This window comes from Microbulbifer variabilis, assembly GCF_052467165.1.
The window spans coordinates 727,101-740,988 of the sequence record NZ_CP174301.1; the positions used below are offsets into that span (position 1 = coordinate 727,101).

Below are 13,888 nucleotides of genomic sequence, written 5' to 3' on the forward strand. Positions count from 1 at the left end.
GAAAGAGCAAAAACTGGACCTTTTCAGAGTACCAGTAACTTCTTAGATTGGCGATATAGATTGAATGAGCAGCGGTTAGTAAGGAGGTTTCTATGGACACTACCAATCATTTTGGCCCTGAGTTGCCTGCCACTGCAAAGAGCAGGATACGTCGGGCGGCAAAGAGAGCCAGCTATCAAAGGGAGGTTGTGTATCAGCTGGTAGATGAGCTAAAGCTCGGCCATGTTGGATTTATACAGAATGGGGAGGTGGTCATTATTCCATTGACTGTATGGCGGAAGAGAGACTTCCTGTATTTCCATGTGGCAAATAAAAGCCGTTTGCAGAAGCTGGTAGATGCGGGGGAAACAATCTGTATTTCATTTGCACAATACGATGAATGGGTGCTGGCAAAATCTGCTTTTCACCACAGTGCCAACTATCGTTCGGCAGTGTTGTTTTGCCGTGGGGAACGTGTGCATGAATCCCGGGAGTTCGATGAGGCTTTTAAAGTCATAATGAACGATATTGAGCCTGACCGATGGGAGCAGGTCCGCCCTCCCAACATCCAGGAACGCAAGGGCACAGCGCTAATGCGATTGACTATAGAGGAGGGCTCTTTTAAGAGCCGGAGTGGAGCGCCTACCGACAACAAGGAAGATCAGAGCTTAACCGTTTGGAGCGGAGTTAAGCCTGTTTGTCCATTTCGCTAAGTAATCATAACTTTATGCTCTAAAGCTACTGGTACGTACAGGGCTCAACTTGGACTTCTGTATTGGAGAGGTCGATTATGGCAAGCATGTCCTCGTTATCGTCATCTATTCCAACTTCTACAAAGCCAAAGCTAGAGTAGAAATCTTTAGCAACTGGGTTTTTGGGGTTGTAGCAAATCTTTATTTGCTTAATATTGGGGGTCTGCCTGATCTCATGCAGGGCTAACTTCAGAGCAGTCCTGCCTATTCCCTTTTGCTGGTATTTCTGGTCAACCATAAAACGCCATATAGACATCTTTTCATGGTTTTCCTTGACCCACATAAAAAAACCAACTGGATTTTCTCCAAAATAAATCGCGCGGGTTTCATATCCAGTATTGAACTGTGCCTCTACCAGTGACCACAGATTGCATGCGACATATTCCTGCTGCTCCAAGGCAACATCTAGATCGCAAACAGCCTCGTAATTATCCTTGGTTATTAGTCGAAGGGAGGTGGCCATCGTTAATCCTTAAACTCCATTACCGAGGTCCTTGTAAACGATTCACGATTAATTTTGTTCTTTTATCGTTTTTAGAGCAACCTGTAAGCTATCTTGATCACCGGTCTCAATATCTGGACTTACACCGTGTCCTTCCCAATTAACCGGGCCTTCAGTCAATGTAGAAACCGGGCGGCTACTGGGAATGCCAATCTCAAATCCGAAGGGTAGGGATTGGGGTGTATCCATCATGTGCGCCCCACCGGCGCTGGCTGTGCCGATAATTTTGGCTCTACCCAATTGCTGCAACGAGAATGCAACACTTTCAGCGGCGGAGAAGGAGCGGTCATTAATCAAGATTACCAGTGGTCTCTCCGTACCATAGGCTGGCCAGGGTAGGGTGGTGATACGACTTGGTTTTATTTTCTTTTCCCTGCTTTCTATTACAAAGGGGAATGGCTTAGTGGTATCGATAAGGGATTCCAGAATAGCGCCTGCAGTATTTTCATCGCCTCCGCCATTGTTACGCAGGTCCAAAATTAGGCCATCACTATGTTGGATCAGTGTAAAAGCTGCCCCTAGGGTGGACTTGGCATTTTCAAAAGTATGGAAAGAGGAAAGGGATATATAGGCGATGTTGCCAGATAGTATCTCGATTTTCTTCACTCCATAATTATTTTTTGGGGCTTCTATTCGCCATTGTTCTATCCAGTTATTTGACTCATCCTGGTCTCCAACATGTTCCAAGTAGAAGTGCTTGTCGCCGGATAACTCGCGGATTTTATCAGTGATTTTTTTGGAGAATATCTGGGTATTGTTGCAATACTGCTCTAATTCGGCGGAGTCTGCTAATTCAGCTATTTGTTTCGACAGGATATCAGCTTTATCTGCCAGTACGTATTTATCTCCGACAGCGGCAGATGCCGCTTTGATGACTGAATTGGTAGTGAACTGGCATTTTTCTTCAGCTTGGCCTGAATGGGCAGAGAATAGCAAGGGCAGGAAAAGCGCTATGACTGGCTTCATTGTTTCTTGATCTCCTCGGGTAATTGCCTCTGTATACGATCTTGAAAACGGCTTCTTTCCAGGGCGTTGATGGCGGTATCCAGCAAATCTGACAATGGCATGGGTAGCTCTGCATTTAAGGACTTTTCTGCAGATACAGTGGCTTGCCAGTGAGCTTTCAAGCGCGGTAGAAGTAATGCGCCTTTGTGGGTCAGTCTAACCTTGCGCTCTCTCGCATCTACTCCTTTCACTATTTCTACCAGATCCTGTTTCACCATATCTTTAACGGTTTGACTGACGGCAGGTTGGGACAGTTGAGCACTGGCTACTATCTCGCCGATGGTAACGTCGCCTTTTTGCATTAGAGTGCGCATTACTGGGGTATACCGCGGTTTGTAATTTTCTATACCGCAGCTGCTATAGCTCTTACTGACATCGCCATCCAGTAGCTCAAGCAGGTGTCTGAGGCGAGTTCCCAATTGACTGTAATCCATAAATTAATATTTATATAAGTGCTTATATAAGTGACTATATACTGTCTGGTGACAAATGCAACTATCAGCTTGTCTTTTTGTTAAAGGGAGAGAGCTTGCTACTCAAGTTGAGTGCAAATTGAGGATGAGTCGCCAAGTCGAGTCACTGAAACTTAACCTTAACATTTGTTTCATCGAAATTTAGGAATTCCCCGCCACTCTTTGCGCCGCTAAATGCGAATCCGGCAATTGGGAAAAATGGCGATGAAAGAATTTGGCTTGGCTGCTCTGGCAGCCCTGGGTCTTCCACTGATGGCTGAAGAGGTCCAGGCCAACGACCTCATAATCTCGGAATATATCGAGGGCAGCGGCAATAACAAGGCACTGGAAATCTATAACGGTACCGGAGCGGCTGTAGATCTGGGTAATTACTCGATACAGCTTTTTTTCAATGGTTCCGATTCTGCCGCTGTAAATATCACACTCTCTGGAACCCTGGGTGATGATGAAGTGTTTGTTCTCGCTCACGGCAGCTCTGATGCAGCCATGCTGGATGTGGCCGACCAGATTTATAGCGGTGGCCTGTTCAATGGTGACGATGCGGTAGCACTTGCTGGCCCTAACGGTTTCGTCGATGTAATCGGTCAAATTGGTACTGACCCCGGTAGCCAGTGGGGCAATAGCAGTGTCGGTACCCAGAATCAGACTCTGATACGCAACCTGGATGTGGTCAGTGGTCGTACCGATGGCAATAGTGCGTTCAATCCCGCCCAGGAGTGGTCCAGTGTTGGCCAGAATAACTTCGGCCACCTGGGTTGGCATATTGAGGGTGATACAGGCGGTGGCGATGGCAGCGGTGGAATCGAGTTAGGTGCCTGTGGTGATACAGCGACACTAATCAGCCAGATACAGGGTGAGGGGTTCGCAAGTTCGCTGGAGGGTGAACGCCACGAAATTGAAGCCGTAGTGGTTGGCAATTTCCAAGATTCCAATACCGGCCTTGCCGGCTTCTTCCTGCAGGAAGAGGATGGTGATCAGGATGGCCAGGACTCGACTTCTGAAGGTCTGTTTATTCACGATAATGCTTTCGGGGTGGATGTTCAGGTTGGAGATCTGGTACGGGTTGGCGGTATTGTTGATGAGTTTTACGATTTTACCGAGCTGAATCAGGTGGACGGCGTTAGCGTTTGTGGTAGCGGTTACGAGGTAACGGCTGCCAATGTGCAGATGCCATTTAACTCAGCCCAAGAGCAGGAGCAGCTCGAGGGTATGCTGGTAAAATTCCCGCAAAGCCTGACAGTCAATGGTCACTACAACCTGGGCCGTTATGGTGAGATTGTTCTTTCCAGCGGCAGACTTTACATCCCTACCCACAATAATGCTCCCGGCTCAGCGGCTATTGCCCAGGCAGCGGCCAACGAGCTCAATCAAATTATTCTGGATGATGGCTCCACCGTACAAAACCCTGAAGAAATGCCTTATCCGGCACCGGGTTTGAGCGCATACAACACGCTGCGCAGTGGCGATACTCTGGAAGAACTTACCGGCGTGATGGCTTATGGGTTTGGTGCCTATCGAGTACACCCGGTTGAGATACCGCAGTTCTCTCCCATAAACCTGCGTGAGGAAGCTCCTGTACTGCCTGGTGAAGGCAGTTTGCGTATTGCCAGTTTTAATGTGCTGAATTACTTCAATGGCGATGGCAGCGGAGGCGGCTTCCCCACAGCTCGTGGTGCTGACACCCCGGAAGAGTTCGAGCGCCAGAGAGATAAAATTATTTCTGCAATCCTGCGTATGGATGCCGATGTCATTGGCCTGATGGAAATTGAGAATGATGGCTACGGTAGTGACAGTGCAATCCAGGACTTGGTCAATGGATTGAACAGCGCAGGCTCAGGGCAGAGCTACCAGTTTGTAAATCCGGAGCTCCCACAGCTCGGCGACGATGAAATTGCCGTAGGTATGATCTACCGCAGCGACCGTGTTATGCCGATCGGCAGTGCTGTCACACTGCAGGATTATCCCTTCGACGATGGTAATCGCCAACCGCTGTTACAGGCATTTGCTGAGATTTCCTCCGGTGAGCGTCTTGTCGTGGTTGTGAACCACTTTAAATCCAAGGGCAGTTGCCCCAGTGATGGCAGCCTAAACAGCGATCAGGGGGATGGACAGGGCTGCTGGAACTCCCTACGCACTCTGGCTGCGGATGCCTTGGCTGGCTGGATCGATAGAGACCCTGCAGGAACTGGCATCGATCGCGTGCTGGTATTGGGTGATCTCAACAGCTACGCCATGGAAAACCCCATTACCGCGCTTAAGGGTGCAGGTTATACCGATCTGCTGGAATGGTACGGAGCAGGCGAAGCTTATTCCTATGTGTATGACGGCCAGTCCGGTTACCTGGATCATGCTCTTGCCAGCGCTTCCCTGGCTCCACTGGTAACTGCCACAGTGGATTGGCATATCAATGCCGATGAGCCGCGTGCGCTGGATTACAACACCGAATATAAAAGCGTAGAGCAGCAGGAAAATCTGTACTCCGCGGGGCCTTACCGAGCATCGGATCACGACCCTTTAATCGTTGAGCTGGACCTGGGTGCAGACAACCTGGTCCCCACGGCTGAATTTAGCTGGGCGTCTGAGGGTCTTATATTCCACTTTATCGACAACAGTAGCGATGAAGATGGGAACCTGGTGAGCTGGTCTTGGGACTTTGGTGATGGTGCGAGAAGCACAGAGCAAAACCCCAGCCACAGTTTCGATATCCCAGGTAGTTACTTGGTACGTTTGCAGGTAAAAGATGATCGTGGTGCGATATCCACTATTGAGCAAATTATTGAAGTGAAAGATGACGTTGCCTCTCTGCAAGCGAATTTTAAATTACATCGCTTTTTTCGCTGGGTATGGGTAGAAGATCGCAGTCAATATAATGGCGATAACAAACTTCAATATCAGTGGAATTTTGGTGATGGCGTACAACGTAGTGGACGCTGGGCGTTACACCGTTACTCTCAAACTGGAAATTACGAAATTACCCTCACAGTGAGTGATGGCGATGGTGCTGAAGATAGCGCCTCTCGTGAAGTCAAAATTTCCTGGCCACGCTGATATATATCAATTTTTGATTAATAATAAATATTCTGGTTGTCCTGGCGATGGGGTTATCAGCTCCCTGTCGTCGCTTCTCCAGGATTCTTGAAGTTGATAGCTTTTCCCTAGAAGCGAATGGCCGCACCCTGGTGGTGCGGTCCTTTTTATTTCGCTCCCCTCAAAAAATTAATCACTCTTAATAAATTTTTAAGCTCCTGGATTTCTGCGCCCCGAAAGAACGGCCATACTTGAGTCTGTTCATACCAATTGGATTGCAGGGGGGAGTCCCTTCTATGTCACGTACATTTGAAAGTCTTGTGGGATTAAGTCTGGAGTGGACTGGCACCCATTACTCCGAAGGGGGAGATTTTCCCGATTTATCCACTCATATTGTCAGTTATGAAACCGAGTCCAGTTGTTATGTTACTGCGGGGGGCAAACTGGTCGGCAAAGCCAGTTATTCGTATGCACCAATGGGAGTACGCATGGCAGCACTGGTTTATCGTCCGGATATCTACCAGGGACGAAGTGGAGTTGTTCTTTACGCCATGTTGGATTTTGATCTGATGATGGATCGCGCAGTTATTATGCATAATGACCAACCCCTGGCGGTGGCCAATGGCAGTTTCCGAGTTGTGGACACGCCAGATAAGCCCATCACGGATTAGGATGTCATTTAATTAGAATACCGGGAGAAGGTTATATGGATAATCACGAAAAGATTAATTATGTAGAGTTCCCATCGAAGGATCTGGAAAAGACCAAGGCTTTCTTTTCTGAAGCTTTTGGCTGGGAATTTACGGATTACGGCCCCGAGTATTCTGCTTTTTCTGGTGCAGGGTTGGATGGTGGTTTTTTTCAGGCGAATCTGCACAGTTCAACAGTCAACGGTGCAGCGCTGGTAGTGTTATATAGTTCTGACCTAGAGGATACCTTACAAAAAGTCGAGAGCTGCGGTGCCCAAGTAATAAAACCTATTTTTTCCTTTCCTGGAGGTCGGCGCTTTCACTTTGCCGAGCCCTGCGGTAATGAATTTGCAGTTTGGTCAGATACAGGATTACAAAAGTAATTTTTCCAGCTGCGCCAATAAAAAACCCCCGGTTTTATTCGGGGGCTTTTTTGAACCAGGGCTAAAGAGTTTTTAGATTACGCTTTAAACTCAGTGTCCAGCTTCTTTTCCACCAGCTGCTTTTTCAGTTTTGTGTACTGGGGGATGCCGTTTTTGTAGGGGGGGTAATCCTCACCCTGGATCAGCGGCAGCAGGTACTTGCGTCCCGCTTCAGTGATACCGAAGCCGTCTTCGCTGATATATTCTTCAGGCATGAATTTTTCCACGTTGGCCACTTCAGACAGCGGCGCTTCCGCGATAGACCAGCTGTACTCTTCACCTTCTGCACGGATAATTGCCGGCATAATCGCGTTCTTGCCGGCTACCGCCATTTCTACAGCGGCGCGACCAACGGCGTAGGCCTGCTCCACATCGGTGGCGGAGGCGATATGGCGGGCAGCGCGCTGCAGGTAGTCGGCCAGTGCCCAGTGATATTTCAGGCCCAGTTCGCTCTTGATCATATTGGCAAGAGTCGGGGCTACACCGCCCAATTGCTTGTGGCCAAAAGCATCGGTGGTGCCGGCATCGGCGAGGAAGGTGCCATCTGCGTACTGGGCGCCTTCTGAGGCGACAATAACGCAGTAGCCTTTTTCATCCACGGTCTTCTGTACTTTGGCGAGAAACTTTTCTTTATCGAAGGCCACTTCCGGGAACAGGATAATATGCGGTGCATCGCCTTCTTCTTCCTGGGCCAGGGCACCCGCTGCGGCAATCCAGCCTGCGTGGCGGCCCATCACCTCCAGGATAAAGACTTTGGTGGAGGTGGCGCACATGGAGGCGACATCCATTGCGGCTTCCTTGGTGGATACCGCTACATATTTGGCCACTGAGCCAAAGCCGGGACAATTGTCGGTCAGCGGCAGGTCGTTATCCACAGTTTTGGGAATGTGTACGGCCTGGATTGGGTAGCCCATGGTTTCAGATAGTTGGGATACTTTCAGGCAGGTATCTGCAGAATCTCCGCCGCCGTTATAGAAGAAGTAGCCGATATCGTGGGCTTTGAACACTTCGATCAGGCGCTCGTATTCCGCGCGGTTTTCTTCCAGGCTTTTCAGCTTGTAACGACAGGAGCCGAAGGCGCCGGATGGGGTGTGGCGCAATGCGGCGATGTCTTCCACACTTTCCTGGCTCACGTCGATCAGTTCCTCGCGCAGTGCGCCGAGGATGCCGTTCAGCCCCGCGTAGACTTTGCCAATCTTGTCCTGGTTTTCACGGGCAGCTTCTATTACGCCGCAGGCGGATGCGTTGATCACGGCAGTCACACCACCGGACTGTGCGTAAAAGGCGTTCTTCTTCGACATGGTTATCCTGTATACGTAGAAATCTAGGGAAGTGTCCCGATCCGGTAATTCTTCCCAGTACTCACTATTCAATTAGCGGTACTAGTAGGGAATTCCGGGAGCTCGTATCGGGTGTCGGCCATTGTTGGAAAATTCCTACCACCGTACAGGGGATGAGGCCGACCAGTGCGGGGGCGGAGTCTAATGGAATAGCGAGTAAATTGCATTGCAAGTGCGGGATTTGGCAATTACTGGCTTGATTTGCCGTGTTAAGCTTGCGCCGCAACCAGCAGGAGTACACATTTCCGCCATGCATATCCACATATTAGGTATTTGCGGCACATTTATGGGCAGTCTGGCCCAGTTGGCCGTGGCCGAAGGACACCGGGTCACCGGCAGCGATGCGAACGTCTATCCACCAATGAGCACCCAGTTGCAGCAGGCGGGTATCCAGATCACCGAGGGTTATGACCCGGCACAATTGGAGCCAGCCCCGGATCTGGTCATTATTGGTAATGCCATGTCCCGGGGTAATCCCGCAGTAGAGACGGTGTTGGAAAAAGGTTTGCCTTATACCTCTGGCGCCCAGTGGTTATGTGACCACTTCCTCGGTGGACGCTGGGTGCTGGCAGTATCCGGTACCCATGGCAAAACCACCACTGCCAGTATGCTGGCCTGGATTCTGGAAGCGGCAGATATGCAGCCTGGATTCCTGATCGGCGGTGTGCCTGGCAATTTCGGTGTGTCGGCACGTATGGGGGAGTCTCCCTTCTTTATTGTGGAAGCGGATGAATACGATACTGCCTTCTTCGACAAGCGCTCCAAGTTTGTGCATTACCGCCCACGCACAGTGATCATCAATAATCTGGAATTTGATCACGCGGATATCTTTGATGATCTGGCGGCGATACAACGGCAGTTTCACCACCTGGTACGTACCGTACCGGCCAATGGTCTGATTGTTGCTGCAGCTGAGGAAAATGTTGAACAGGTTCTCGAGCAGGGCTGTTGGACTGAGGTGCAGCGTTTCGGTGTTGAAGGCCCGCCGGGCATTCGCACGGGAGACTGGTTGGCTCACGATATTGCGGCGGATGGCAGCAGCTTCTCTGTGCAGCTTGAAGGGGCTGAGGTGGCGCGAGTGGAGTGGGAACTCACTGGTATGCACAATGTGCGCAATGGCCTCGCCGCCATGGCTGCAGCTCGACACGTGGGTGTTGTACCGGAATTGAGTGCCGTCGCATTGGGGCGTTTTGAGGGGGTGAAGCGCCGTATGGAGTGCTTGGGTGAAGTGGCAGGCATCCGTGTTTACGATGATTTTGCCCACCACCCCACAGCAATTGAATCCACCTTAAATGGGCTCAGGGCCAAGGTGGGGGAAGATAAGATCATCGCCCTGATTGAGCCGCGCTCCAATACTATGCGAATGGGCGTGCACCAGGGCCAGCTGGCAAACTCCTGTAGCGGTGCGGATATGGTGTTGTGGTATCAGCCACAGGGAATGAACTGGTCTCTGGATGAAGTCACCCACCACTCCCCGGTTCCAGCCAAAGTTTTTGACACCATTGAGGGGGGAGTGGAATCTGCGCTCCAGCTTGCGGGTGAGGGCAGCCATATTGTAGTGATGAGCAACGGAGGTTTTGGTGGTATCCACCAGCGCCTGATCGGCGCTCTGGAACAGAAATACCATCGCCCAGTCTAGAAAAGAATACCGGTGGGCAACCCCTGGGTTTCCCATCAAGAAACCCGAGGGATTGACCTTGCAGCAACCTACTTTTGATAAAACCGTTACCCTGGCCATGACCGGGGCCTCTGGAGCCCAGTACGGCCTGCGCTTGTTACAGTGCCTGCTCGCCGCTAACGTGCGTGTCTGGTTGTTATTGTCTGATGCGGCTCAGGTGGTAATCAATACGGAAACAGACCTGCAGCTGCCCGAGGGTGATGATGATATCCTGCAGGGCTTTCTTGCCGATCGCTTTGCGGCAAAGGAGGGGCAGCTGACCCTGTTCGGTAAACGGGACTGGTTCTCTCCTGTGGCCTCAGGCACAGGAGCGCCGGCAAGTATGGTGGTTTGTCCAGCCAGCGGCGGCACTCTGTCAGCAGTGGCCTGTGGAGCCTCCAACAATCTGATTGAGCGAGCTGCTGATGTAGCCCTGAAGGAGCGCCGCCAGCTGATATTGGTTCCACGCGAAGCACCTTACTCGGAGATTCATCTCGAAAATATGCTCAAACTCACTCGTATGGGCGCGATGATTCTGCCCGCCAGCCCCGGTTTTTATCAAAAGCCGAGCACAGTTGAGGATATTGTCGACTTTGTGGTGGCACGACTACTAGACCAGCTGGGGGTAGAACAAAAGCTGCTTCCGCATTGGGGAGAGTAGACTGGAGGGAGGCTAGAACCGTGAAACCGAGCATCACGATTCATTACTGTGTGCAGTGCAACTGGATGCTGCGAGCCACCTGGATGGCCCAGGAACTACTGTATACCTTTGCCGATGACCTCCAACAGGTTGCATTACAACCCGGAACTGGAGGAGTATTTGAAATCCGTATTGGTGAAAATTTGATCTGGGAGCGCAAGCGTGATGGCGGCTTTCCCGGAGCAAAAGAACTCAAACGGCGCGTTCGGGACTTGCTGTTTCCCGAGCGCGATCTGGGACATATCGATACTCCCTGAAAATATTTCCAATAGCGCCGTGATATTGCAAATTTTATATTTGCGTATTCACCGCCAGGGCGATCAAAATATGCGCCGCATCGCGGCCCACTGATTTATTGGATATAAGCGGAAATTTATGCTGTCAGCTTTCAAGACCTGCTACGAATACCTGGTGACCAAACGGCCTGTGGCTGTGTTAATGGTTGTTGGCTTACTCACCCTTGTGGCAGCTATGGGCCTGCCCCGCTTTAAGATCGATGCCTCCGCTGACTCCCTAACTCTGGAAGCGGACAAATCCCTGGACTATTTCCGTGAGATTGCCGAGCGCTACGCCAGTGGCGACTTCCTGGTAGTGACGTACCGCTACAACGATGGTGATCTGTTCAGCGACGAGTCTCTGCAGACTCTCGCCAAGCTGCGCGATGAGCTGGCCGGGGTAGATGGCGTTTCCAGTGTACAAACCATTCTCGATGTGCCCTTGTTGTACAGCCCCAAGCTGTCTTTAACCGATATCACTGACGAGATTCGCACCCTGTCCAATCCGGATACTGACAGGGACCTGGCTCGGCAGGAGTTCCTCTCCAGTCCTATTTACCGCGAGCTTATTCTAAGTCCAGATGGCCAGACGACCGCGCTGCTTGCCAACCTGAAACTGGACAGCCGTGGTATCGAATTGGTGCGCGAGCGCGACGCCCTGCGCCGCAAGCGCAATAGCGAGGGTTTGAGCCCGGAAGAGGCTAAGCGTCTGGAAGAGGTAAGCGCAGTTTATCTGGAACACCGAACGGCCCAGGAGCTGGAAGCGCGGGCACGGGTTGATGAGGTGCGTGGGATTCTCGCCAGTTATAAAGGCGAGGCGGAACTGTTCCTCGGTGGTGTAACCATGATCACCTCAGACATGATTACCTTTATCAAGAGTGATCTGGTGGTTTTTGGTGTGGGTATCCTCGCCTTTATTATCCTTACCTTATTACTGATTTTCCGCCAGCCGCGCTGGGTACTGTTGCCGCTACTTACCTGTGTCACTACAGCAGTGATGATTTTGGGACTGCTCAGCTGGCTCGACTGGCGCATGACGGTGATCTCCGCCAATTTTGTTGCGCTACTGCTGATTATTACCCTGGCGATCACCATCCACCTGGCAGTGCGCTATCGCGAATATATTGCGCAGAATCCGCAATGGGGGCGCGAGGAATTGGTGCTGCAGACGGTGCGCTTTATGGCCAAGCCCTGTCTGTACACTGCCCTGACCACGATCGTTGCTTTTGTGTCGTTGGTGGTGAGCGGTATCCGTCCGGTGATTGATTTCGGCTGGATGATGACCATGGGTGTAACTCTGGCCCTGGTGTTGTCATTCCTGATTATCCCCAGCTTCCTGATGATCCTGCCCAAGCGCCAGGGCAAGGTGAGCCAGGATAATTCGCACGCGTTTACCCTGCGTTTCTCCAGCTTTGCTGAGCGCCATAAATTCATCGTACTGGGCGTTTCCCTGTTGGCAGCTGTGGTCAGTGTGGTGGGTATTTCCCAGCTGAAAGTGGAAAACCGCTTTATCGATTACTTTGATGACTCCACTGAAATCTACCAGGGCATGTTGGTGATTGACCGCCGCCTGGGTGGCACTGTGACCCTGGATATTATCCTCGACAAGCCGGAGGAAGCGGAACCGGCCTTCGAAGGTGAGGAGGATCCTTTTGCCATGGAGGCGGAGGAGGACCCGTTCGCGGTTGAAGAAGATCCCTTCGCCTCTGATGATCCTTTCGGTGGAGAAGAGGAGTCCCAGGAGCAGAGTTACTGGTTTACTGTGGCCGGCCTCACCAAATTGGAACAGTTACACGATTACCTGGAGCAGCAGCCGGAAATTGGCAAGGTCCAGTCCCTGGCGACCCTGTTTAAGGTGGCTCGCGATTTAAAAGGCGGTCAGCTCAATGACTTTGAGTTGGCAGTAGCCAACACCAGCCTGCCGCCTGAAATCAGTAGCGTGCTGGTTAATCCCTATCTCTCTGTTGAGAACAACCAGGCGCGTATCACTTTGCGGGTGATGGAAACCGATCCGAATTTGCGCCGTAGCGAATTGATCGAGCGTATCTACAACTACGCCCACAATGAAATGGGCATAGCGCCGGAAAATATCCACCAGACCGGCTTGCTGGTGCTGTATAACAATATGCTGCAGAGCCTGTTTAAGTCCCAGATCCTGACGCTGGGTGCGGTATTTGTGGGCATCCTGCTGATGTTCCTGGTGTTATTCCGCTCCCTGTCGATCGCTATTATTGCGCTGGTGCCTAATATGCTCGCTGCTTGTGTGGTATTAGGTGGTATGGGTCTCGCCGGTATTCCACTGGATATGATGACTATCACCATCGCCGCGATTACTGTGGGTATCGGTGTGGATCATGCGATTCACTACCTGTACCGATTCCGTGCGGAATTCGCCAAAGACGGCAATTACCTGGAGACCATGCATCGCAGCCATGCGACTATTGGCCGCGCGATGTTCTATACGGCAATTACGATTATTGCCGGCTTCTCAATTCTTGCGCTGTCCAAGTTTGTGCCTTCAATTTACTTTGGCTTACTGACCGCACTGGCGATGTCTGCAGCATTGCTTGGATCACTCACTCTGCTGCCGTTGTTGCTGGTGATATTTAAGCCGCTGGGTGCTGGCTCTTCAGTGGACAAGGGAGAAGTGGACATTCCTGAGGGCGCAGCCAAGGCTTGAGGGAATTCCCCTCTCTACAAATAAAAAGCCGGGCTGTTGCCCGGCTTTTTATTTGTAGATTAATTCGCAAGCAATTAATCCTGGCGGCTGGTAATTTCCAGCAGGTGGTAACCGAACTGGGTTTTCACCGGGCCGTGCACCTTGTGGAGCTCCTCGGAGAATACGACCTTGTCAAATTCGGGCACCATCATGCCTTTGCTGAATTCGCCCAGGTCCCCACCGGAACGGCCTGATGGGCACTGGGAGTGCTGTTCGGCGATTTTGCCGAAATCTGCACCATTCTCGATTTGTTGCTTCAGTTCCAGGCACTTGCCTTCGCTCTCTACCAGAATATGGCGGGCTGTTGCTTTGGGCATCAATAGTCTCCATTCGGTTGATAAACCGCAG

13 protein-coding genes are annotated in these 13,888 nt (G+C 51.2%); 8 read left to right on the forward strand and 5 right to left on the reverse strand.

Annotated features, from left to right (window positions below; genetic code table 11):
• Positions 1–92: 92 nt before the first annotated feature.
• Positions 93–692, forward strand: a complete 600-nt coding sequence (locus ACJJIP_RS03160; protein WP_444946207.1) for a pyridoxamine 5'-phosphate oxidase family protein — start codon at positions 93–95, stop codon at positions 690–692.
• 25 nt (positions 693–717) lie between these two features.
• On the opposite strand, the gene ACJJIP_RS03165 is transcribed toward ACJJIP_RS03160, so the two are convergent.
• The 3 genes from ACJJIP_RS03165 to ACJJIP_RS03175 are packed head-to-tail and all read right to left on the reverse strand — an operon-like array spanning position 718 to position 2,657.
• Positions 718–1,194 carry a GNAT family N-acetyltransferase gene (locus ACJJIP_RS03165; RefSeq protein ID WP_444946208.1) on the reverse strand — a complete coding sequence of 159 codons (477 nt, stop codon included), beginning with the start codon at positions 1,192–1,194 and terminating at the stop codon, positions 718–720.
• Between the two features lie 48 nt (positions 1,195–1,242).
• Positions 1,243–2,199, reverse strand: coding sequence for a S41 family peptidase (locus tag ACJJIP_RS03170; RefSeq protein WP_444946209.1), 957 nt, complete (start codon positions 2,197–2,199; stop codon positions 1,243–1,245).
• On the reverse strand, positions 2,196–2,657 hold the full coding sequence (locus ACJJIP_RS03175) for a MarR family winged helix-turn-helix transcriptional regulator (protein ID WP_211214909.1): 462 nt from the start codon (positions 2,655–2,657) through the stop codon (positions 2,196–2,198). The genes ACJJIP_RS03170 and ACJJIP_RS03175 overlap by 4 nt, the downstream gene beginning before the upstream one ends.
• 258 nt (positions 2,658–2,915) lie before the next feature.
• Between ACJJIP_RS03175 and ACJJIP_RS03180 the strand changes: the two genes are divergently transcribed.
• The 3 genes from ACJJIP_RS03180 (at position 2,916) to ACJJIP_RS03190 (ending at position 6,810) form a co-directional block, all read left to right on the forward strand.
• The gene (locus ACJJIP_RS03180; RefSeq protein WP_444946210.1) at positions 2,916–5,759 is read left to right on the forward strand and encodes an ExeM/NucH family extracellular endonuclease; all 2,844 of its coding nucleotides are present in this window, start codon (positions 2,916–2,918) and stop codon (positions 5,757–5,759) included.
• Between the two features lie 275 nt (positions 5,760–6,034).
• Entirely contained in the window at positions 6,035–6,409 is a 375-nt protein-coding gene (locus tag ACJJIP_RS03185) for a hypothetical protein (protein WP_020412446.1), read from the forward strand.
• A 35-nt stretch (positions 6,410–6,444) separates the two neighbouring features.
• Positions 6,445–6,810 (forward strand): VOC family protein, encoded by a 366-nt coding sequence (locus ACJJIP_RS03190; protein ID WP_444946211.1) that lies wholly within the window; start codon positions 6,445–6,447, stop codon positions 6,808–6,810.
• 77 nt (positions 6,811–6,887) lie between these two features.
• Here ACJJIP_RS03190 and ACJJIP_RS03195 read toward each other — a convergent pair whose 3' ends face one another.
• Positions 6,888–8,150, reverse strand: a complete 1,263-nt coding sequence (locus tag ACJJIP_RS03195) for a 6-phosphofructokinase (protein ID WP_020412448.1) — start codon at positions 8,148–8,150, stop codon at positions 6,888–6,890.
• Positions 8,151–8,439: 289 nt separating this feature from the next.
• Here ACJJIP_RS03195 and mpl point away from each other — a divergent pair, with 289 nt between their 5' ends.
• From mpl to ACJJIP_RS03215, 4 genes are all read left to right on the forward strand, one after another.
• Entirely contained in the window at positions 8,440–9,828 is a 1,389-nt protein-coding gene (gene mpl, locus ACJJIP_RS03200) for a UDP-N-acetylmuramate:L-alanyl-gamma-D-glutamyl-meso-diaminopimelate ligase (RefSeq protein WP_026304983.1), read from the forward strand.
• A 97-nt stretch (positions 9,829–9,925) separates the two neighbouring features.
• Positions 9,926–10,507 carry a flavin prenyltransferase UbiX gene (locus ACJJIP_RS03205; protein ID WP_051089485.1) on the forward strand — a complete coding sequence of 194 codons (582 nt, stop codon included), beginning with the start codon at positions 9,926–9,928 and terminating at the stop codon, positions 10,505–10,507.
• A gap of 20 nt (positions 10,508–10,527) precedes the next feature.
• Positions 10,528–10,803: an Rdx family protein gene (locus ACJJIP_RS03210; protein WP_026304984.1), complete on the forward strand. Its 276-nt coding sequence runs from the start codon at positions 10,528–10,530 to the stop codon at positions 10,801–10,803.
• A 118-nt stretch (positions 10,804–10,921) separates the two neighbouring features.
• Complete coding sequence (locus ACJJIP_RS03215) at positions 10,922–13,501, forward strand: efflux RND transporter permease subunit (protein ID WP_020412452.1); 2,580 nt, start codon at positions 10,922–10,924, stop codon at positions 13,499–13,501.
• Between the two features lie 74 nt (positions 13,502–13,575).
• Here the strand turns inward: ACJJIP_RS03215 and ACJJIP_RS03220 are convergent, their stop codons facing one another.
• Positions 13,576–13,857, reverse strand: coding sequence for a peptidylprolyl isomerase (locus ACJJIP_RS03220; protein WP_020412453.1), 282 nt, complete (start codon positions 13,855–13,857; stop codon positions 13,576–13,578).
• Positions 13,858–13,888 lie beyond the last annotated feature (31 nt).

Bases quoted from the DNA above. Each gene is read 5' to 3' on its own strand.
- ACJJIP_RS03220 (WP_020412453.1), bottom strand. From the start codon at position 13,857: ATGCCCAAAGCAACAGCCCGCCATATTCTGGTAGAGAGCGAAGGCAAG.
- ACJJIP_RS03170 (WP_444946209.1), bottom strand. From the start codon at position 2,199: ATGAAGCCAGTCATAGCGCTTTTCCTGCCCTTGCTATTCTCTGCCCAT.
- mpl (WP_026304983.1), top strand. From the start codon at position 8,440: ATGCATATCCACATATTAGGTATTTGCGGCACATTTATGGGCAGTCTG.
- ACJJIP_RS03180 (WP_444946210.1), top strand. From the start codon at position 2,916: ATGAAAGAATTTGGCTTGGCTGCTCTGGCAGCCCTGGGTCTTCCACTG.
- ACJJIP_RS03205 (WP_051089485.1), top strand. From the start codon at position 9,926: ATGACCGGGGCCTCTGGAGCCCAGTACGGCCTGCGCTTGTTACAGTGC.
- ACJJIP_RS03160 (WP_444946207.1), top strand. From the start codon at position 93: ATGGACACTACCAATCATTTTGGCCCTGAGTTGCCTGCCACTGCAAAG.
- ACJJIP_RS03195 (WP_020412448.1), bottom strand. From the start codon at position 8,150: ATGTCGAAGAAGAACGCCTTTTACGCACAGTCCGGTGGTGTGACTGCC.
- ACJJIP_RS03215 (WP_020412452.1), top strand. From the start codon at position 10,922: ATGCTGTCAGCTTTCAAGACCTGCTACGAATACCTGGTGACCAAACGG.
- ACJJIP_RS03165 (WP_444946208.1), bottom strand. From the start codon at position 1,194: ATGGCCACCTCCCTTCGACTAATAACCAAGGATAATTACGAGGCTGTT.
- ACJJIP_RS03185 (WP_020412446.1), top strand. From the start codon at position 6,035: ATGTCACGTACATTTGAAAGTCTTGTGGGATTAAGTCTGGAGTGGACT.
- ACJJIP_RS03190 (WP_444946211.1), top strand. From the start codon at position 6,445: ATGGATAATCACGAAAAGATTAATTATGTAGAGTTCCCATCGAAGGAT.